17 protein-coding genes and 1 pseudogene are annotated in these 20,833 nt (G+C 67.8%); 2 read left to right on the plus strand and 16 right to left on the minus strand.

Annotation, left to right across the window (positions count from 1 at the left end; all coding sequences use genetic code 11):
• Positions 1–296: 296 nt before the first annotated feature.
• Positions 297–1,112, minus strand: coding sequence for a M23 family metallopeptidase (locus tag J7J50_RS21570; RefSeq protein WP_251047337.1), 816 nt, complete (start codon positions 1,110–1,112; stop codon positions 297–299).
• 103 nt (positions 1,113–1,215) lie between these two features.
• On the opposite strand from J7J50_RS21570, the gene J7J50_RS21575 reads away from it, so the two are divergent.
• Positions 1,216–1,683 carry a DUF721 domain-containing protein gene (locus tag J7J50_RS21575; protein WP_083512651.1) on the plus strand — a complete coding sequence of 156 codons (468 nt, stop codon included), beginning with the start codon at positions 1,216–1,218 and terminating at the stop codon, positions 1,681–1,683.
• 322 nt (positions 1,684–2,005) lie between these two features.
• Here the strand turns inward: J7J50_RS21575 and lpxC are convergent, their stop codons facing one another.
• The 15 genes and pseudogenes from lpxC to mraZ form a co-directional block, all read right to left on the minus strand.
• Positions 2,006–2,914, minus strand: a complete 909-nt coding sequence (gene lpxC, locus J7J50_RS21580) for a UDP-3-O-acyl-N-acetylglucosamine deacetylase (RefSeq protein WP_215059374.1) — start codon at positions 2,912–2,914, stop codon at positions 2,006–2,008.
• 395 nt (positions 2,915–3,309) lie between these two features.
• The gene (gene ftsZ / locus J7J50_RS21585; RefSeq protein ID WP_215059376.1) at positions 3,310–4,530 is read right to left on the minus strand and encodes a cell division protein FtsZ; all 1,221 of its coding nucleotides are present in this window, start codon (positions 4,528–4,530) and stop codon (positions 3,310–3,312) included.
• Between the two features lie 228 nt (positions 4,531–4,758).
• The gene (gene ftsA, locus J7J50_RS21590) at positions 4,759–5,994 is read right to left on the minus strand and encodes a cell division protein FtsA (protein WP_057944111.1); all 1,236 of its coding nucleotides are present in this window, start codon (positions 5,992–5,994) and stop codon (positions 4,759–4,761) included.
• Positions 5,995–6,050: 56 nt separating this feature from the next.
• A pseudogene (locus J7J50_RS21595) lies at positions 6,051–6,731 on the minus strand (cell division protein FtsQ/DivIB); the annotation flags it as partial.
• Positions 6,728–7,705, minus strand: coding sequence for a D-alanine--D-alanine ligase (locus J7J50_RS21600; RefSeq protein WP_215059380.1), 978 nt, complete (start codon positions 7,703–7,705; stop codon positions 6,728–6,730). The gene J7J50_RS21600 and the pseudogene J7J50_RS21595, both read right to left, overlap by 4 nt.
• Positions 7,702–9,147, minus strand: coding sequence for a UDP-N-acetylmuramate--L-alanine ligase (gene murC / locus J7J50_RS21605; RefSeq protein WP_215059381.1), 1,446 nt, complete (start codon positions 9,145–9,147; stop codon positions 7,702–7,704). Before murC ends, J7J50_RS21600 begins: the two co-directional genes overlap by 4 nt.
• A 160-nt stretch (positions 9,148–9,307) precedes the next feature.
• Positions 9,308–10,399: an undecaprenyldiphospho-muramoylpentapeptide beta-N-acetylglucosaminyltransferase gene (murG, locus tag J7J50_RS21610; RefSeq protein ID WP_215059384.1), complete on the minus strand. Its 1,092-nt coding sequence runs from the start codon at positions 10,397–10,399 to the stop codon at positions 9,308–9,310.
• The gene (gene ftsW, locus J7J50_RS21615; RefSeq protein ID WP_215059386.1) at positions 10,396–11,712 is read right to left on the minus strand and encodes a putative lipid II flippase FtsW; all 1,317 of its coding nucleotides are present in this window, start codon (positions 11,710–11,712) and stop codon (positions 10,396–10,398) included. Before ftsW ends, murG begins: the two co-directional genes overlap by 4 nt.
• Positions 11,712–12,800: a phospho-N-acetylmuramoyl-pentapeptide-transferase gene (gene mraY / locus J7J50_RS21620; protein WP_215059388.1), complete on the minus strand. Its 1,089-nt coding sequence runs from the start codon at positions 12,798–12,800 to the stop codon at positions 11,712–11,714. The genes ftsW and mraY overlap by 1 nt, the downstream gene beginning before the upstream one ends.
• Entirely contained in the window at positions 12,790–14,190 is a 1,401-nt protein-coding gene (gene murF, locus J7J50_RS21625; protein WP_215059390.1) for a UDP-N-acetylmuramoyl-tripeptide--D-alanyl-D-alanine ligase, read from the minus strand. The genes mraY and murF overlap by 11 nt, the downstream gene beginning before the upstream one ends.
• A complete protein-coding gene (locus tag J7J50_RS21630) occupies positions 14,187–15,698 on the minus strand; it encodes a UDP-N-acetylmuramoyl-L-alanyl-D-glutamate--2,6-diaminopimelate ligase (RefSeq protein ID WP_215059504.1) in 1,512 nt (503 codons plus the stop codon). Before J7J50_RS21630 ends, murF begins: the two co-directional genes overlap by 4 nt.
• 8 nt (positions 15,699–15,706) lie before the next feature.
• A complete protein-coding gene (locus J7J50_RS21635) occupies positions 15,707–17,716 on the minus strand; it encodes a penicillin-binding protein 2 (protein WP_215059392.1) in 2,010 nt (669 codons plus the stop codon).
• The gene (gene ftsL, locus J7J50_RS21640) at positions 17,713–17,976 is read right to left on the minus strand and encodes a cell division protein FtsL (RefSeq protein ID WP_215059394.1); all 264 of its coding nucleotides are present in this window, start codon (positions 17,974–17,976) and stop codon (positions 17,713–17,715) included. The genes J7J50_RS21635 and ftsL overlap by 4 nt, the downstream gene beginning before the upstream one ends.
• Positions 17,973–19,043 carry a 16S rRNA (cytosine(1402)-N(4))-methyltransferase RsmH gene (rsmH, locus tag J7J50_RS21645; RefSeq protein ID WP_251047328.1) on the minus strand — a complete coding sequence of 357 codons (1,071 nt, stop codon included), beginning with the start codon at positions 19,041–19,043 and terminating at the stop codon, positions 17,973–17,975. Before rsmH ends, ftsL begins: the two co-directional genes overlap by 4 nt.
• 11 nt (positions 19,044–19,054) lie before the next feature.
• On the minus strand, positions 19,055–19,501 hold the full coding sequence (gene mraZ / locus J7J50_RS21650; RefSeq protein WP_057944121.1) for a division/cell wall cluster transcriptional repressor MraZ: 447 nt from the start codon (positions 19,499–19,501) through the stop codon (positions 19,055–19,057).
• Positions 19,502–19,979: 478 nt separating this feature from the next.
• On the opposite strand from mraZ, the gene J7J50_RS21655 reads away from it, so the two are divergent.
• Entirely contained in the window at positions 19,980–20,561 is a 582-nt protein-coding gene (locus J7J50_RS21655; RefSeq protein WP_215059398.1) for an ester cyclase, read from the plus strand.
• Positions 20,562–20,833: the final 272 nt, after the last annotated feature.

The raw sequence follows: 20,833 nt of genomic DNA on the forward strand, positions 1-20,833 counted from the left end.
GCAAGTTCCCCAGGAATCCAGTCGACCGGCCGATCCGTCGCGCTTGGGCTCCCCTTACGGTTCGCCGAAACGAAATCGGGGGCGCCATGCGCCCCCGATCGGATCGAGCCTGGTCTTTGGCCACACGCATTCTAGCGTGGGGGGCGACCTGAACGGTATCAAGGGGGATGTGCGCCTATCGAATGTGGGACTTTGCCCAATTCGGGGGTTCGCAGTGGCCGCCTATCGTTCTGGCCCGCCGCACTGCGGCGGGCGTTCGACGGTCCGCGAGCCGGTGGCTCGCAAGCGGGCCCGCCTTAGCCTCTGAGCGGCGACTGCTGATTGAGGAACTTGACCGGATTCACGACCCGGCCGCTTTCCCAGACCTCGAAGTGCACGTGGGCGCCGGTGGAACGGCCGCTGGAACCGGCCTTGGCGATCTCCTGCCCGGCGCGGACCAGCTCGCCGACCTTCATCAGCAGGCGCGAGTTGTGCGCGTAGCGGGTCACGTAGCCGTTGCCGTGGTCGATCTCGACCACGTTGCCGTAGCCCGAACGCACGCCGGAGTAGCTGACCACGCCGTCGGCCACGGCCAGGACCGGGTCGCCGACGTCGGCTTCGAAATCGATGCCCTTGTGGAAGGCGGCGCCGCCGTTGAACGGATCGGCGCGGCCGCCGAAGCCGGAGGTGATGTAGCTGTTGGCGATCGGCGCGCGCGAGGGCACCGCGTTCATGTCGATCTGGCGATTGAACAGCAGCGCTTCGAGCACCGACAGCTGCTCGCCGGAGGCCTTGAACTGGCTTGCCAGCTGGTCCATGCCGGCGTTGAGCTCGGGCTTGGCCATGTCGCGCACGGGACCGGCGCCACCGACGCCGACCGGCTTGTTGAAATCGAATTCACCGTCCTGCAGCTGGCCGATGCGGGTCAGGCGCTCGCCCAGGGCGTTGAGGCGGTTGGCCTCGGCCTGCAGCTCGCCCATGCGCGCGGCCAGGGCGTTGATCTCGCGCTGCGCGTCGCGGCGGGTGGCGGCGATCTGACCCTGCTGCTGGGCCAGTTCGGCGCGTAGCATGCGGTTGTCGGCGATGCCGGCGCCGGCACCGATGGTGACGCCGGTGCCGAGCAGCAGCGCCATGACGAGCGCGGGGCGGCGAGCGCCGATCCGGCCGCACTGCTGGAAGAAACCATCCAGCCTGGCGCGCGTGTTGTTTACGATGGATTGATAGGTCATGTGTCCGATGTCTGATTACAAGCCCAAAAGGCCGCCATCGCGCGGCCCTTCCTCGCCGCGCATCGCTATGGATGCGCTGGCGGGAGCAGACCCCGCTACCGGCAACCCGGGCGGTTCCATCGTCCGGCGAGCGCTGTGGCTCGACGAACTGGACCGTCGGTTACGCCCCTACCTGCCGCCTTCGATCGCCGCGCATGCGCGGCTGGCCAACTTCGAACGCGGCAGGCTCGTGTACGTCGTCGATGCCCCGGTGTGGCGCGCCAAGCTTCGGCTCGCGGCTCCGGAACTGCTCGACGCAGCCCGATCCATCGGACTGGATACGGCCGAACTCGTCGTCAAGACGACGGTTCCCAACCCGGCGGCAGCACCGGTTCGGAAGGCCAAACCCATGTCGGCCGCGACGCAAGCTGCGCTGCAGGCCGCACTGGCGTCGTTGAACAAGCCCGATCCGTCGGGTTCCAACGATGCCAGCTGACGCTCGGTAGGCTCGCGCTTCAGGGGCGAGCCGGCGGGGGTCCGAGTGCCGGGTCGGAGAATCCTACTGGCCGGGACCCCGGGGTTTGTTAAGCGTTCGGAAGGGTTCCAGAAAAGTTTCGTTAGAAAAGCGTTAAGACGTCACGCTACGTTCACGAGTGTGACCGGGTTAACGTTCCTGATTTTTTATGGGCCGGCGCCGGGGCCGCTGAAGGTGCGCGTTCAGGTTAGGAACGCGGAGGGCCTGGGGAGGAACGAGTGCGCAGGAGTGAGANNTCTCACTCCTGCGCACTCGTTATCTACTATCCCCGCCCCGCCCGGCCTCAAGCCAGCGCAGGCTCGCCGTAGGCGACCGGAACCGGTTCGGCGTCGCTGTAGCTCACCAGCTCCCAGGCCGAACGCTCGGCCAGCAGCGCGCGCACCAGCTTGTTGTTGAGCGCGTGGCCGGACTTGTGGCCCTCGTAGGCGCCGATGATGGGATGGCCGGCGAGATACAAGTCGCCGACCGCATCGAGGATCTTGTGGCGCACGAACTCGTCGGCGTAGCGCAGGCCGTCGTCGTTGAGCACGCGGAATTCGTCGAGCACGATCGCGTTGTCCATCGAGCCGCCCAGGCCGAGGTTGCGCTCGCGCATGTATTCCAGATCGCGCATGAAGCCGAAGGTGCGCGCGCGGCTGACTTCGCGGATGTAGTTCTCGGTGGAGAACTGCACTTCCGCGCGCGACTGCGAGGCCGGGATCGCCGGATGGTCGAAGACCACGGTGAAGCCCAGGCGGAAACCTTCGAACGGCTCGAAACGCGCGACCTTGTCGCCTTCGCGCACTTCCACCGGATGCTTGATGCGGATGAAACGCTTGGGCGCGTCCTGCTCGGCGATGCCGGCGGACTGCAGCAGGAACACGAACGGACCGGCCGAGCCGTCCATGATCGGCACTTCCGGCGCCGACAGTTCGACATAGCAGTTGTCGATGCCCAACCCGGCCATGGCCGAGAGCAGGTGCTCGACCGTCATGACCTTGCCGACGCCGTAGGTCAGGCCGGTGCACAACGTGGTCTCGGTGACCAGATCGGCGCGCGCGGGCATCTCCACCACCGGGTCGAGATCGACGCGGCGGAACACGATGCCGGTGTCCACCGGGGCCGGACGCAGGGTGAGAAAAACCTTCTCGCCGCTGTGCAGGCCCACGCCGGTGGCGCGGATCACATTCTTGAGGGTGCGCTGACGCAGCATGGTCGTGGGAGTTCCGCGAAGTTCTTGTTCTGGGATGTTGCTGGCTGTCCGTCCGCAAGGCCCGCGGGCCGCAGGGACGGAATAGCTAATGGGGACGGACACGAAACTGCGCAAGATTAGCACGCAGGTCGCTGAACCTGAACGAAAAGGACGCACTGTCCCGCCGTTGTCAACAGCGAGCGTCAAACTGACCGGTCGGCCCGCCCTTGCGGGGTCGGGCCGACCGGCCCAAAGCCCCGCGCGGTAACGCCGGGGCAAGATGCCTCGGGCCGGGGACGAGTCCGGCCCTAGGGTGGTTCTTGAAGCAGGAACGAGTTGAGAGGAGTGAGGAGTGAGTAGAAGCCGGGCTTCTGCTCGTTTCTCACTCCTGTGCACTCGTTCCTGGCTTCAACGCTTCAATCCGCCTGACGGCGCAGGAACGCCGGGATGTCCAGGTAGCTGTTGTCGCTGCCGAAATCGGCCACGGCCGGACCGGTCGGTTCCTGGCGGGTGTTGCCGCGCAGGCTGCCGCCGAAGCTCGGCATCGGCGCATGGCCGACGTCGTCCATCGCGCCGAACTCGGGCTGGCCGGTGGTCGCGTTGCGCACCAGCTGGATCGGCGTGCGCTGCGATTCGCGCTCGAAGCCCTGGCCGCGCACCGACTGCTTGGCGGCGACGCGGTTGAGGCCGGTGGCGACCACGGTGACGCGGACCTCGTCCTGCATGTCCGGATCGAGCACGGTGCCGATGACCACGGTGGCGTCTTCGGAAGCGAAGCCTTCGATGGTGCGGCCCACTTCGTCGAACTCCGCCATGGTGAAGTCCGGACCGGCGGTGATGTTGACCAGGATGCCGTTGGCGCCGGCCAGATTGACGTCGTCGAGCAGCGGGTTCTGGATCGCCGACTCGGCCGCGGCCTGAGCGCGATCGTCGCCGCGCGCGGCGCCGGTGCCCATCATCGCCAGGCCCATCTCGCTCATCACGGTGCGCACGTCGGCGAAGTCGACGTTGATCAGGCCCGGACGCACGATCAGATCGGCGATGCCCTGCACGGCGCCGAGCAGCACGTCGTTCGCCGCGCGGAAGGCTTGGATCATCGTCGCGTTGCGGCCGAGCACGGTGATCAGCTTCTCGTTGGGGATCGTGATCAGCGAATCGCAATGGTGCGACAGCTCCTCGATGCCCTTGAGCGCGACCTGCATGCGGCGGCGGCCTTCGAACGGGAACGGCTTGGTGACCACGGCCACGGTCAGGATGCCCATCTCTTTCGCGAGCTGGGCCACGACCGGCGCCGCGCCGGTGCCGGTGCCGCCGCCCATGCCGGCGGTGATGAAGACCATGTCGGCGCCGGTCAGCGCGTCCATGATGCGTTCGCGATCTTCCAGCGCCGCCTGACGGCCGACTTCCGGATTCGCGCCGGCGCCCAGGCCCTTGGTGACGTTGCTGCCCAGCTGCAGCTGCAGCTTGGCGCCGCAGTTCTTGATCGCCTGCGCGTCGGTGTTGGCGGTGATGAATTCCACGCCATCGACGTTGCCGCTGACCATGTGCGCCACGGCGTTGCCGCCGCCGCCGCCCACGCCAACGACCTTGATGACCGCGTTCGGGGCCATTTTTTCAACCAGTTCGAAATGTGCCATGTCCTCGTCCTCTTATAAGTGTCGGGAATCGGGAATCGGGAGTGGGGAATCGGAAAAGCGTTCCGTCCTCACCTCGACCTCGTCCTCCACGACGTTTATGGTTTTGATTGCTGTTGCTGTATTGCCGCTTGTTCTACCGCTGCCACAACCTGCCAGTGCTGTTGCATGAAGCTGTTGCTGTTGCTGTTGCTGTTGCCCTTACGATTCCCAATTCCCAATTCCCGGCGGTCAGAACTCACCGCGATACCAGTTCTTGATCTTGTTGAAGAAGCTGCCGGCGCGGCCGGTGGAGATCACCGGACGGCGCGGGTTTTCGATCTGGCTGCCCATCAGCAGCAGGCCCACGCCGGTGGCGTGCACCGGGTTGCCGACCACTTCGCCCAGGCCGGTGACGTGCTGCGGAATGCCCACGCGCACCGGCATCTGCAGCATTTCCTCGGCCAGCTCGACCACGCCTTCCATCTTCGCCGCGCCGCCGGTCAGGACCATGCCGGCGCGGACGTGATGCTCGAAGCCGGAACGGCGCAGCTCGGCCTGGATCATTTCGAAGATTTCCTCGTAGCGCGCCTGCACCGCCTGCGCCAGCGAATGGCGCGGCATGCGCCGCGGCGGACGGTCGCCGACGCTGGGCACCTGGATCGATTCCTCGGCGGTGGCCATCTGCGCCAGCGCGCAGGCGTAGCGCACCTTGATCTGCTCGGCTTCCGGCGTCGGCGTGCGCAGCATGTGCGCGATGTCTTCCGTGACCTTATCGCCGGCGATCGGCAGCGACGCGCTGTGCGCGATCGCGCCCTGCACGAACACCGCGATGTCGGTGGTGCCCGCGCCGATATCGACCAGCACCACGCCCAGCTCGCGCTCGTCGCTGGTCAGCACCGCGTTGCTGGAGGCCAGCACGCCCAGGATCAGATCGTCCACCTGCAGGCCGCAGCGCTGCACGCACTTGCTGATGTTGGCCGCGGCCGACTGCGCGCACACCACCAGGTGCGCATGCACCTCCAGGCGCACGCCGGTCATGCCGACCGGATTGCGGATGCCTTCCTGCGAATCGTCGAGCACGTAGTCGCGCGGGATCGCATGCAGGATCTTCTGGTCGGCCGGGATCGCCACCGCCTTGGCCGCGTCCAGCACCCGGTCCAGATCGCCGTAAGTGACCTCGCCGTCGCGGATCGGAGCGATGCCCTGCGAGTTGCGGCACTGGATGTGGTTGCCGGAAATCGAGGCGTACACCGAGCGAATCTCGCAGCCGGCCATCAGCTCGGCTTCCTCGATCGCGCGCTGGATCGACTGCACGGTGGATTCGATATCGACGACCACGCCGCGCTTGAGCCCGCGCGATTCGTGCGAGCCGATGCCGATCACTTCGATGGGATTGCCGGGCGAATACTCGCCCACCAGCGCCACCACTTTCGAGGTGCCCACGTCCAGGCCTACGATCAGCGACTTGTCGCCTTTGCGATTCATGACTGTCCTTGCTGCTGCTTCGGTGCCGCCGCCGGTGCCTGTACCGGCGCCCACGACAGCGAAAAACCATTGGTGTAACGAAGATCCGCGCGCGCCAGCACCTGCACCCGCTGCGCCATCAACTGCGGCAACAACTTGACGAAGCGGCTCAACCGCGCCCGCGCCTGGCTGCGGCCGACCACGATCTGCGCGCCGTTGGCCAGGCCCAGGGTCCAGCTGCCGCGCTGATCGACTTCGATCTGCTTCACGTCCAGGCCGATCGGCGCGAACAACTCGCGCGACTCGTTGTACAGCGCGACCACGTCGGCCACGCGCGTATCGGGACCGCCGAACTGCGGCAGGTTGGCCGGCACCTGGATGTTGCTGATCGGGAACAGGCGGCCCTGCTCGGACAACAGCTGATCCTTGCCCCAGCGCGCGAACGGCTTGTGCTCGATCACGCTGACTTCCAGCACATCGGGCCAACGCTTGCGCACTTCGGCCTGCTCGACCCACGGCAGCTTCGCCACCGCGTCCTGCGCGCGCGGCAGATCGACCGCGAAGAAGCCGCGCTGCGCGTACGGCAGCAGGGTCTTGCGCAGCGCCGCCGCATCGACCCGCTCGAACTCGCCGGTCACGCGCAGGCGCTTGAGCGGCCACTGGTTCGCGCCGATCCAGCCGTTGAGAACGGCCACGACCGGCAGCGCGACCAAGGCCAGCGCCAGCACCCATCCGACGAGTCGCAGCAGGGCGTTCACGCCACCGCACCTCCTTGCACGGTCGCCTCGAGCACGCGCCAGCACAGCTCGTCGTACTCGATGCCGAGCTGACGCGCGGCCTTGGGCACCAGCGAGTGGCTGGTCATGCCCGGCGCGGTGTTGACCTCGATCAGGTACAACTGGCCAGTGGTGCGATCACGCATGAAGTCCACGCGGCCCCATCCCTTGCAGCCGGCGGCGACGAACGCCTCCATCGCCAGACGGCGGATTTCGACTTCGATCTCGCCTTCCAGGCCCGGACACAGGTATTGCGTGTCGTCGGCGATGTATTTGGCGTGATAGTCGTACCACTCGCCCTTGGGCACGATGCGGATCGACGGCAGCGCGGTGTAGCCCTCGCCGTTGATCAGCACGGCCACGGTGAGTTCGTCGCCAATCACCATCTGCTCCATCAGCATCTCGCCGGGATAACGCGCGGCCAATGCGACGGCTTCGTCGATGTCGGCGTCCTTGAGCACGCGCGACACGCCGACGCTGGAGCCTTCGCTGGACGGCTTGATGATCACCGGCAGGCCGATTTCCCGCGCCGCCGCGTGCACGTCGTCGCCCTTGGCGATGCGCTTGTACTTCGGGGTCGGCAGGCCGGCGCCGATCCACACCTGCTTGGTGCGGATCTTGTCCATCGCCAGCGCCGAGCCGAGCACGTCCGAACCGGTGTAGGGCACGCCGAGCGCTTCGAGCACGCCCTGCAGCACGCCGTCTTCGCCGCCGCCCTTGTTGCCGTGCAGGATGTTGAAGACGCGGTCCACGCTGCCGGCGCGGATGGCGTCGATCAGGGCCGGAATGCCATCGACCGCGAACGCGTCCACGTCGCGCGAGCGCAGCGCTTCGAGCACGCCGCGGCCGGAATCCAGCGACACCTCGCGCTCGGAACTGGTGCCGCCCATCAGCACGGCGACGCGGCCGAATACCGCCGGATCGGTGACGCGAAGCGGAGCGAACTGCGAACTCACTTGGATTCTCCTTGGAAACCGTTGCTCGACAGCTGCTGCGCGGCCGCGCCGATATCGCCGGCGCCCATCAGCAACAGCAGGTCGCCGTCGTTCAATACGTCCGGCAGCACGCTGGCCAGATCGGCGGCGGTGTTGACCACCACCGGGTCGATGCGGCCGCGCGCGCGGATCGCGCGCGCCAGCGACTTGGCGTCGGCGCCGGCGATCGGCGCTTCGCCGGCCGGATAGACCTCGGTCAGCACCAGCGCATCCACCGACGACAACACCGCGGCGAAGTCGTCGAACAGATCGCGGGTGCGGCTGTAACGGTGCGGCTGGAACGCCACCACCAGACGCTTGTCCGGCCAGCCGCCGCGCGCGGCGGCGAACACCGCTTCGAGCTCTTTCGGGTGATGGCCGTAGTCGTCCACCAGTTGCACCGTCGCGCCCTTGTCGGTCTTGATCTGGGCCAGCAGGTTAAAGCGGCGGCCGATGCCGGCGAATTTCTCCAGCGCGCGCGCGATCGCGTCGGGCTGCACGCCCAACTGCCACGCCACCGACGCGGCGGCCAGCGCGTTGAGCACGTTGTGCCGGCCCGGCAGCGCCAGCGTCACCGCGGTTCGGGTCGCGTCGGGCAGGCACAGGGTGAAGTGCATCGCGCCGGCGTTCTGGCTGACGTCCTCGGCGCGCACGTCGGCGGTTTCGTCGAAGCCGTAGGTCATCACGTGGCGCGGCGTTTCGGCGGCGAGCCTGGCGACGTTGGCGTCGTCGATGCACAGCACGGCCAAGCCGTAGAACGGCAGGCGGTGCAGGAATTCCTCGAACGCGGCCTGGACCTTGGCGAAATCGCCGCCGTAGTTTTCCAGGTGATCGGCGTCGATGTTGGTGACGATGGCGATCTGCGGATTCAATCGCAGGAAGCTGCCGTCGCTTTCGTCGGCCTCGGCGACCAGCCACTGACCGCCGCCCAGACCGGCGTTGGCGCCGGCGGCGAGCAGCTTGCCGCCGATCACGAAGGTCGGGTCGATGCCGCCCTCGGCCAGCACGCTGGCGGTCAGCGAAGTGGTGGTGGTCTTGCCGTGAGTGCCGGCCACGGCGATGCCGCGGCGGAAGCGCATCAGCTCGGCCAGCATTTCCGCGCGCGGCACCACCGGAATGCGCTGCGAGCGCGCTTCCATCAGTTCCGGGTTGTCGCGCTTGATCGCGCTGGACACGACCACGCAATCGGCGCCGAGCACGTTGGCGGCGGAATGGCCGCGGTGCACGCTGACGCCCATCGAGGCCAGGCGGCGGGTCACGGCGTTGTCGGCCATGTCCGAGCCGGACACCTGATAGCCCAGCGTGCACATGACTTCGGCGATGCCGCTCATGCCGGTGCCGCCGATGCCGACGAAATGCACGCGCGGAAACGCCTTGGCCAGATCGCCGGTGTGCTGCAGGCGGCGGCGGAGTGCGGTGCTCATGCTTTGAAATCCGGGAGTCGGGAATGGGGAATCGGGAATCGGGTGAAGCGGGTTGCGTCGCGATTTGAAACTTTGCCGGTGGCACGAGGCGCGAATGGCCGGGCACCCGGCTTTTGCCGATTCCCCATTCCCCATTCCCGATTCCCGTCAGCGAAGCGGCTCATCGCCCCACCTCCAGCACAATCTGCGCGACGCGATCGGCCGCGTCGGGTTTGGCGATGTTTCGCGCCGCTTGCGCCATCTGCAGCAGTACGCCGCGCTCGGCCAGGATTTCGATCGTCGCCGACAGGCGCGCGCCCAGGTCTTCGCCGGCCTGCGGCAGCAACTGCGCCGCGCCGCGATCGACCAGGAATCGCGCGTTCTTGGTCTGGTGGTCGTCCACCGCCTGCGGGAACGGCACCAGCACGCTGCCGACGCCGGCCGCGCACAGTTCGGCCAGGGTCAGCGCGCCGGCGCGGCAGACCACCAGATCGGCCCAACCGTAAGCGGCCGCCATGTCGGCGATAAAAGGTTCGACCGAAGCGATGACGCCGGCTTTCGCATACGCCTGCTCGGCATCGGCACGCAGCTTCTCGCCGCACTGATGCCGCACTTCGCACGGCACCCGGCCGCGCAGGCCGGCGATGGCTTGCGGCACCGCGCTGTTGAGCGCGCGCGCGCCCTGGCTGCCGCCGAGCACCAGCAGGCGCAGCGGACCGCTGCGATCGGCGAAACGCTGCGCCGGCGGCTCGATGCCGGCGATTTCCGCGCGCACCGGATTGCCGACGACTTCTTCGCTGACGTTGGCGAAGGTGTCCGGAAACCCGGTCAGCACGCGCCGGGCGAAGCGCGACAGCACGCGATTGGTCAGGCCCGGCGCGCGATTTTGTTCGTGCACGATCAACGGCAGACCGGCCAGCCGCGCGGCGATGCCGCCGGGGCCGGCGGCGTAACCGCCGAAGCTGATCACCGCGCGCGGCTGGCGCTGGCGCAGCACGCGCTGCGCCGCGCGCACCGACGCCGCCAGCCGGAACGGCGCGCGCAACAGCGTCGCCAGTCCCTTGCCGCGCACGCCGCTGATGGCGAGGGTGTCGATATCGATGCCGTGCTGCGGCACCAGGCGGGTTTCCATGGCGCCGTCGGCGCCCAGCCAGCACACCGGGACGTTGCGGCCGCGCAAAGCCTTGGCCACCGCCAGCCCCGGGAAGATATGTCCACCCGTGCCGCCGGCCAGGATCATCACCGGGCGCTCGCTCGAACGAAGCGCGCTCATGCGGACCTCCCGAGCGTCGGCTCGACGCGCTCGCGCAGGCGGCTGGTGCCGCGCGCGGCGTCGCTGCCGCGCGCGCTGTTGGCACCGGCGGCGGACGGAATCGGATTCGCGGTCGCCGGCGCGCCGGCCGCGGGCTGAGTCGCTTCGCCGCGCAGGCGCGCGACCTGGCGCTGGGCGCGGTCGAGTTCGTAGGACACGCGCAACAGCACCGCCAGCGCCGCGCAGCTCATCACCACGCTGGAGCCGCCGTAGGAAATCATCGGCAGGGTCAGGCCCTTGGTCGGCAGCAGGCCCAGGTTCACGCCGATCGAGACGAAGCTCTGCAGCCCCATCCACAGCGCGATGCCGAAAGCGACATAGCCGGAGAAGTGGCGGCGCATTTCCACGCACTTCAATCCGATCCACAGCGCGCGCCCGGACAACAGCATGTACAGGCCGACCACGGCGCACACGCCGACGAAGCCGAACTCTTCCGCGATCACCGCCATGATGAAGTCGGTATGCGCCTCGGGCAGGTACGACAGCTTCTGCACCGACGCGCCCAGGCCGACGCCGGTCCATTCGCCGCGGCCGACCGCCATCAGCGCATTGGTCAGCTGATAGCCGGTGCCGAACGGATCGACCCAGGGATTGAGGAACGAAGTCAGGCGCACCACGCGGTACGGCTCGGCGATGGCGATCACCGCCAGCACCGGCAGGCCGATCAGCACCGGCCCGAACATGCGCGGCATGTTGACGCCACCCAGCACCAGCATGCCGGCGGTGATCGCCAGCAGCAGCGAGGACGAGCCGAAGTCGGGCTGCATCAGCAACAGGCCGACCAGCACGATGGCCACGCCGATCGGCTTGAGCATCGCGCCCCAGGTCGCGGAAATATCTTCGCTGAAACGCTTGAGGTAGCTGGCCAGCCAGACGATGTACATCAGCTTGACCGCCTCGACCGCCTGGAAGCTGGCCGGCCCCAGGTTGATCCAGCGCTTGGCGCCGTTGACCTGCTTGCCGATCACCGGCACGAACACCGCCAGCAACAGCACCACGCACACCAGCAGCAGCCACTGGTTGTGCTGCTCGATGGTCTTCAGCTCGGTGCGCATCAGCCAGAACGCCAGGCCCAGGCCGATGCCGAGGAAGATCAGATGGCGGGTGAGGAAGTAGAACGGATCCACCGCATGGGTCGCGGCGACGCCGAGCGAGGCCGAACCGACCATCACCACGCCGACGCAGGCCAGCGCCGCGGACACGAAAAGCAGCCACGGGTCGTAGCGACCGTGGATGGCGTCGAGCCGGGTTGCCTGGCGTGCGGAATTTTCCATCAGCGGACCTTGAGCGTGGCCAGACCGACCAGGACCAGCACCACCGAGATGATCCAGAAGCGCACGATCACGCGCGGCTCGGGCCAGCCCTTGAGTTCGAAGTGGTGATGGATCGGCGCCATGCGGAACACGCGCTTGCCGGTGAGCTTGAACGAGGCGACCTGGATCATCACCGACAGGGTTTCGATCACGAACACGCCGCCCATGATCACCAGCACCAGTTCCTGGCGCACGATGATGGCGATGGTGCCGAGCACCGCGCCCAGCGCCAGCGCGCCGATGTCGCCCATGAACACCATGGCCGGATAGGTGTTGAACCACAAGAATCCAAGACCCGCGCCGGCGATCGCCGCGCAGATGATCACCAGCTCGCCGGCGCCGGGCACCTGCGGAATCTGCAGGTACTTGGAGAACTCGGCGTGGCCCGAGGCGTAGGCGAACACGCCCAGCGCGCAGGCCACCAGCACGGTCGGCATGATCGCCAGCCCGTCCAGGCCGTCGGTGAGGTTGACCGCGTTGGAGAAGCCGACGATCCAGAAATACGCCACCGCGATCAGGCCGGCGCCGAGCGGAATCGCCACCGCCTTGATCAGCGGAACATAGAACGTGGTGCTGGCGACCACCGCCGGATCGGCGGTGAAGTACAGGAACGCGCCGGCGGCCAGGCCGAAGATCGACTGCAGCAGATATTTCCAGCGCGACTTCAGGCCGTTGGGATCGCGGCGCACGATCTTGATCCAGTCGTCGTACCAGCCGATCGCGCCGAAGCACAGCATCACCGCCAGCACCAGCCACACGTACCTGTTGCGCAGGTCGCCCCACAGCAGCACCGAGGCCAGCACCGTCATCAGGATCAGCGCGCCGCCCATGGTCGGCGTGCCGGCCTTGGAGAAGTGGCTCTGCGGGCCGTCCTGGCGGATCGGCTGGCCGCCCTTGTACTGGGCGAGCTTGCGGATCACCGCCGGGCCCCACCACAGCGACAGGGCGAGCGCGGTCAACGCGCTCAGGATGCCGCGGAAGGTCAGATAGCCGAACAGACCGAACAGGCTCTGCAGTTGTTCGAGCCAGCGAGTGAGTTCAAGCAACATGCGTCGTCCCCTTCCCCGTTGCGGGTGTGTGCGCGGACAGCAACGCCGTCACGATCTTGTCCATCGCACTGCTGTGCGAACCTTTCACCAACACGCGCACGCCCTCGCGCAGCTCGGCGTCGAGCGCGCGCGCCAGCGAATCGTGACTGTCGAATACCTGCGCGCCTTCGCCGAACGCCTGCGCGGCGGCGCTGGGCAGCTCGCCCAGCGCGAACAGGCGGCGCAGGCCGGCGGCCTTGGCGCGGCGGCCGATCTCGGCGTGCATGGCGATTTCCTCGTTGCCGATTTCGCGCATCGCGCCCAGCACCAGCCAGTTCTCGCCGGCCATCTCGGCCAGGGTGTCGATGGCGGCCGCGGTCGAGCCCGGGTTGGCGTTGTAGCTGTCGTCGATCAGCACCGCGCCGTTGTCGAGGCGATGGGTGATCAGGCGGCCATCGACCGGCTGCGCGGCGTCGAGGCCGGCGGCGATCGTGTCCAGCGACACGCCCGCGCCCAAGGCCAGCGCGGCCGCGGCCAGCGCGTTGCGCACGTTGTGGCGCCCCACCAGCTTCAGCGCGATCCTGGCCTCGCCCATCGGCGTGACCAGCACGAACGCAGAACCCTCGGGCCCGACGCGAACCTCCCGGGCCGTCACGTCCGCGGTCGCATCGATGCCGTAACGGATGATCGTGCGGCCCGAAGCGCGATTCTCGAAATACGGCGCGAACGCGTCGTCGGCGTTGATCGCGGCCACGCCATACGACGGCAGCGCGTCGTAGATCGCCGCCTTGGTGTCGGCGATGCCGAGCAGGCTGCCCATGCGCTCCAGATGCGCCGGCGCGACGTTGTTGACCAGCGCCACCTGCGGGCGCGCGATGCGCACCAGGTAATCGATGTCGCCGGGCTTGCCCGCGCCCATTTCATAGATGGCGAACTGCGCGTCTTCCGGCGCGTCCAGCACCGCCAGCGGCAGGCCGATTTCGTTGTTGCGGTTGCCCGGCGTCGAATAGGTGCGGCCCGGCGCGGCCTGTTCCAGGATCGCCGTGGTCAGCGCCTTGACGCTGGTCTTGCCGTTGCTGCCGGTGATCGCGACCACGCGGGTGTCGCGGGTGGACTGCACGGTGGTGGCCAGATCGGCCAGCGCGCGCTCGGTGTCGGCGACGATCACCTGCGCGATCGGCGCGTCGATCTCGCGCGCAACCAAGGCGGCGACCACAGCTGCGGAACCTCCGGCCAGCTTGGCGACATGATCGTGGCCATCGAAACGCTCGCCCTTGAGCGCGACGAACAAGGCCGCGCCGCTCGCCGGCAGCGCGCGGGTGTCGGTGGCGACCCCATCGATCGCGGCGTCTTCGCCGTGCAGGCGGCCGCCGGTCATGCGCGCGATTTCGGACAGCAGCAGGCGCCTCATGCCCGCTCCTCCCCGTCGAGGGCCGGCGACACAGGCGCGTCCTTGCGCGGCTCGCGGCTTTCCAGCGCGGCCTGTGCGATCAAGGTGTCGTCGAAGGGATGGCGCACGCCGTGGATTTCCTGATAAGGCTCGTGGCCCTTGCCGGCCACCAGCACGATGTCGTCGGGGCCGGCCTCGCCGATCGCGTATTCGATCGCCGCGCGGCGATCGCGCAGCACGACCGCGCGCTGCGGATCGCGGAAGCCTTCGAGAATGTCCGCGACGATGGCGTCGCCGTCTTCGCCGCGCGGGTTGTCGTCGGTAACGATGGCCAGGTCGGCATCGTGTTCGGCGATCGCCGCCATCTGCGGGCGCTTGCCGCGGTCGCGCTCGCCGCCGCAGCCGAACACGCAGATCAGGCGCGCGTTGGCGTGCGCGCGCAGCGAGGCCAGGGCCTGCTCCAGCGCGTCGGGCGTGTGCGCGTAATCGATCACCACCAGCGGCAGCACGCCGTCGCCGCCGAGGCGGTTCATGCGGCCGTGGATGGGTTCGAGCTGCGACAAGGTCTGCGCGATCCGCGCCGGCGCTTCGTCCAGCGCGTACAGCGCGCCGGCCACCGCCAGCAGATTGTCGACGTTGAAGCGGCCCAGCAGCTTGGAAGCGACCGGATGCGATTTACCGGCGACGACCAGATCGAACCCGATGCCGCGGCCGTCGAAGGTCAACGCCTCGGCGCGCAGCGTGGCGCCGTCGCGGCCGCGCGAACTCAAGCCGATCGCGCGCACGCTCTTGGGCAGTTGCGAGATCAGTTCGCGGCCGAACTCGTCGTCCAGGTTGATCGCCGCCGCCTTCAGCCCCGACCACCCGAACAAACGCGCCTTGGCCGCGCCGTAGCTGGCCATGTCGCCGTGGTAGTCGAGATGATCGCGGGTGAGGTTGGTGAACACGCCGACGTCGAAATGCACGCCGGCCACGCGGCCCTGATCGAGCGCGTGCGAGCTGACTTCCATCGCCACCGCCTGCGCGCCGGCGTCGTGCATGTCGGCCAGCAATTCGTGCAGCTGCAGCACCAGCGGGGTGGTGAAACCGGTCGGGACGATCTCGCCGTACAGGCCGGCGCCGAGCGTGCCGACGGTACCGCAGCGGATGCCGCGCAAGGCCCAGGCCTGGGCGATCAACTGCACGGTCGAGGTCTTGCCGTTGGTACCGGTCACGCCGACCACGGTCATCGCTTCGGTCGCGCGGCCGTGGAACTGGTCGCCCATCGCGCCCAGGCGCGAACGCAGCCCGGGCACCGCGATCGCATCGTCCGGCGCGGGAATGTCCTCGGGCGCGGGCGGTTCGAACAAAATCGCGACCGCGCCCTGCGCGCGCGCCTGTTCGACGAACTTGAGCCCGTGCGCGCCGAAGCCGGCGATCGCCACGAAGGCATTGCCCGGACGCACCGCGCGGCTGTCCATCACCAGACCCGTGATGCGCAGATCGCCGGGGATGCCGGCGATGTCGGGCAGCAGTTCGGCCAGGGCCATGAGGCGGCTCATCGTGCGCCTCCGTGGGCCGCGGCCTGCGCGACGCTGCTGGCGGCGATGGGCGGCGGCGAGGCGACCGCATGGGCCGCCGCCGTCGCGGCCGGAACCACCGGGCCGGTGGGCTTGCCGCCGTTGAGCTTGAGCCGCTTGGCCTCGGCCGCGGCCTGCACCGCCAGCCAGGTTTCGATGTCGTCCGGCGCCACGTCCATCAGGCGCAGCGCGCCGTCCATGACGTTGCGGAACACCGGGCCGGACACCGAACCGCCGTAGTAACCGCGCTTGGTCGGATCGGGTTCGCTGACCACCACCACCATCGAAAAGCGCGGCTTCTCCACCGGCACGACGCCGGCGAACAGCGACACGTACTTCTTCGAATAACCGCCGGTGGCGCTGAACTTGCGCGTGGTGCCGGTCTTGCCGGCGACGTGATAGCCCAGGATCGCGGCCTGCTTGGCGGTGCCGCCGGGCTCGGTCACGGTCTGCATCATGTGCATGATTTCGCCGGCCACGACCGGGTCGAGCACCTGATGCGCTTCGTTGGACTGGCCCTTGACGAAGGTCGGCTGAATCATCTTGCCGCCGTTGGCCATCGCCGCGTAGGCGATCGCGATCTGCATCGGCGTGGCCGACAGGCCGTAGCCGTAGGCCATGGTCGCCTTGGTCGTGCCGCTCCAGCGCTGCGGCGGCGCGAGCAGGCCCGAGGATTCGCCCGGGAAGCCGCTGCCCGGCTTGCTGCCGTAGCCGAAGTTGCGGATGAACTTATAGAAGTAGTCGTTCGGCAACGGCAGCGCCAACTTGGCCGCGCCGATGTTCGAGCTCTTGGTGATCACGCCGGTGACGGTCAACACGCCGTTGTTGTGGGTGTCGGTGATGCGGTAGCGGCCATTGGGCATCCAGCCCGGCGAGGTGTTCACCAGGGTGGTCGGCTTGACGGTGCCGGCGTTGAGCGCGGCGGCGACGGTGATCGGCTTCATCGTCGAACCCGGCTCGACCACGTCGGTGATCGCGCGGTTGCGATGGGTGTCGCGATTGCCGGCGCCGAGCATGTTCGGGTTGTAGGTCGGCAGATTGGCCATCGCCAGCACTTCGCCGGTCTCGATGTCCAGGACCACGGCCGACGCGCTGCTGGCGCCGGTGTCGATCAGGGCGCGGCGCAGTTCGCGATAGGTCAGGTACTGGATGCGCCGGTCCAGGGTCAGGGTGATGTCCTTGCCCGGTTCGGCCGACTGCACCAGATCGACGTTCTCCACGATGCGGCCGGCGCCGTCGCGGATCACCCGCTTGGTGCCGGGCTTGCCGCGCAGCTCGTGGTCGAACGCCAGCTCCAGGCCTTCCTGGCCGCGGTCGTCGATGTTGGTGAAGCCCAGCACGTGCGCCATCGCTTCGCCCTGCGGGTAGAAGCGGCGGAACTCGCGCTGCGAGAACACTCCGGGAATCTTGTAGGCCAGGATCTTGCGCGCCTCGTCCGGATTGATCCGGCGCTTGAGGTACATGAATTCCTTGCCCGAACGCTGCGACAGCTTGCGGGTCAGTTCGTCCGGCGCCACGCCCAGGGCCTTGGCCAGCTCCGGCAGGCGCTCGGGGCTCTTGGCCAGTTCCTTCGGATTGCCCCAGATCGATTCGACCGGCGTGGACACCGCCAGCGGCTCGCCGTTGCGGTCGGTGATCATGCCGCGCGAGGTCGGAATCGGAATCTCGCGCAGCGAGCGCGCATCGCCCTGCTGGCGATAGAAGTCGTTGCTGATCACCTGCAGGTCCAGCGCGCGACCCAGCAGCGCCAGCGAGCACAGGCCCAGCGCGCCGCCGACCAGGATCAGGCGGTTGCGCAGGTTGAACTGGGCGTTGCGGTTGCGCGGCTTGTTGCCGGCCGCGCGCGCGCGCTCCTCGCGCAAGCGCGAGAAGCCTTCGCCGAGGTTCTCGACCAGCCGGTCCAGGCCGCCGCCGCGATTGCCGCGCTCGCCCAGCACGCGGTCGAGCGGACCGCTGCGGCCGGGGCGCTTGTTCTTGCGCGCGCTCATGGCCGGATCACCACGGTTTCGCCGCCTTCGGGAAATTTCATCCCGATGCGCTCGCGCGCGACCTGGTCGATGCGGTTGCTCTCCGCCCAGGTGGCCTGCTCCAGTTGCAGCCGGCCGAATTCGATATTGAGCTCGTCGCGTTCGCGCTGCAGCTTGTTGAGCTGCACGAACAACTGGCGATGCTCATGGCGCGCGAACACCACCAACAGCGCGGACACCACGTTGGCGACGATCAGCAGGGCCAGCAGCAGGCGCATCACTTGGCGCCTCCTGGCGGTGGCGCCGGGAATCGGGAATCGGGAATTGGGAATCGGGAAAGCAGGGCCGCGGGCGCATCGAAAGCGGCGGCGGCTTTTGCCGTTCCGATTCCCGATTCCCGATTCCCGATTCCCGGCTCCCCCAGCTTCTCGGCCACGCGCAACACGGCGCTGCGCGCGCGCGGGTTGTCGGCGGTTTCCTCCCACTCGGCCTTCTGCGCGCCGTCGATGGCGAGCAGGGTCGGGGTGAAGTCGATCTCCACCGGCATGCGGCGGTTGGCCGGCGGCGCCTTGGAGTGACGCAGGATGAACTGCTTGACGATGCGGTCTTCCAGCGAATGGAAGCTGATCACCGCCAGCCGGCCGCCGGGCTTGAGCCGCGCCAGCGCCGCGTCCAGGCCGAGTTCCAGATCGGCCAGCTCGCGGTTGATGAAGATGCGGATGGCCTGGAAGCTGCGCGTGGCCGGATGGATCTTCTGGTCGCCGCGCGGCATCACCGAGGCGATCAGGTCGGCGAGCTGGGCGGTGCGGGTCAACGGCTGCCCGTCGCGACGCGCCACGATGGTGCGCGCGATCTTGCGGCTCTGCCGTTCCTCGCCATACGTCCACAACACGTCCGCGATCTCCTTCTCGCCCGCCTTGGCCAACCATTGCGCCGCGCTGAGCCCGTTGTCCGGGTCCATGCGCATGTCCAGCGGGCCGTCCTTGCCGAAACTGAAACCGCGTTCGGCCACATCCAGTTGCGGCGAGGACACGCCCAGGTCGAGCAGCACGCCGTCCAGACCGGCCGCGGTCGCGTCCCACTGCGCCAGGTCGGCGAAGCTGCCGCGATAGATGGACACGCGCGGATCGCCGCCGAACTCGCTTTCGGCCACGGCGATCGCTTCGGGGTCCTTGTCCATCACCAGTAGCCGGCCTCCGGCCTGCAATTGCGAAAGCACGCCGCGGGCATGCCCGCCGCGTCCGAACGTGCCGTCCAGATAGGCTCCGTTCCCGTGCACCCGCAGGCCTTCAAGCACCTGCCGGTACATCACGGGAAGGTGGCCGGATCGCGCGTGCGTGCGTTCCATGCCACCGCCCGTCATAGCTGCAAGTCGAGCAGTTCGTCGCTCAGATCGTCGTCGGTGATGGTCTGACGGATCTGCGCGTGGTGCGCCTGCTCGCTCCAAAGTTCGAATTTGTCGCCCATGCCCAGCAATACGGCCTTCTTCTCGATGCCGACCGCGGCGCGATGGCTGGCCGGGACGGTGATGCGGCCGTTGCCGTCGAGTTCGACGAACGCCGCCGCGCCGACCAGCTTGAGCTGCATGTTGCGATTGACCTGCTTGACCTTGGGCAGCTTGTTGACCTGGTCGCGAACGCGTTCCCAGATCGACAGCGGATACAGATAGAGAGAGCCCGACTCGAAGGGGTTGTAGGTGATGACCAGGCGGTTGTCGCACTCGCGCGCGACAAGGTCACGGTAAGCGGTGGGCACCGCCAGCCGGCCCTTGTCGTCGATCGTGATGGCGGTTTCGCCTTGGAACATTGCGCACCTTTGCGGCTCCCGTCTCTACCGGACGGGTCACCTCAGTTCTTTCGCCCGGCTGGGCGATTGGCCTCCGAAAACCACTAAAACCCAGGTTTTCCCTCGGATGTCCACATTAGCAGGGCCCACAGGGTTGTCAACAACTTTCCGGGCCAAATTTCGCTAGGCGCATCAATGGCTTGCGGCGAACTTCAGAGTCTTATTCAAGACTTATCCACTACCCTTTGTTTCGTCTCATATTTTGAGACTCTGAACGTCACAAAGTGACCCTGGCGCGAACTCCGTCACAGTTGCCTGGGCATACCGAGGCCCATGCTGCTGTGCAGCAAAAGACGAAGATCGGCGCAGAAGATCGAATTTGCCAGCGTGATCGCTGGCAACTATCGACATGGACGCAATGCGGCGGTGGCCCAGTCCGACATCGGGTTCACGTAACAGGGCCTAGCGTGGCCGGCACCGTTTCCCGGAGTTCCGCCCCATGTCCACCCCGCCCCTGCGCGCCGGCCTGCTGGCCCTGTCCCTGGCCACCGTGTTCGCAGCCGGCTGCAACCGCGCCTCGCCCGACCGCGCGCCCCTGACCGCGGCGGCCGCCGACGCGACCATCCTCAAGCGCATGCAGGCCGAACAGGCCCAGCAGGACCGCAACCTGCAGACCTTCGATGAGCTCGACTTCGTCCACTACAGCAACCAGCAGTGGAACGATTTCCATAAGAGCCACGCGCAGAACATCCTCGTGCACTACCCCGACGGCCGCACCACCACCGGCCTGGACGCGCACATCGCCGAACTCAAGCCGCAGTTCGCCTTCGCCCCCGACACCAAGATCAAGGTTCACCCGATCAAGATCGCCCAGGGCAACCTGACCGCGGTGACCGGAGTGATGGAGGGCACCTTCAGCCAGCCGATGGCGCTGGGCGACGGCAAGACCCTGGCCCCGACCCAGAAGCGCTTCAAGCTGGAGATGGCCACGATCGGGAGGTGGGAAAAAGGGGTAATGGTCGAAGAGTGGCTGTTCTGGGACAACCAGGCTTTCATGAAGCAGATCGGCGCGGCGCAATAACCACGCGTAGCGACGGATCGAGCCCATACCGCCGACCGAGCCCTTCTGCCGCGTGCGGGAGAAGGTGGCCCCCGCGAAGGCGGGGGGACCGGATGAGGCCAGCCGCCGCGGCTTGCGCAGGCGCACGAGCCTCGCGCGCCCTCACCCAACCCTCTCCCGCAGGCGGGAGAGGGCTTCCAAGCGAAAGCGAAAAACGACCGCCCAACTCTCCGCGCGCCCATCGATACGAGAGCCCCCTTTAGTAAAGGGGGCGCCCCGAAGGGGCGGGGATT

The organism is Lysobacter sp. ISL-50 (assembly GCF_018612875.1).
GTDB lineage: Bacteria > Pseudomonadota > Gammaproteobacteria > Xanthomonadales > Xanthomonadaceae > Lysobacter.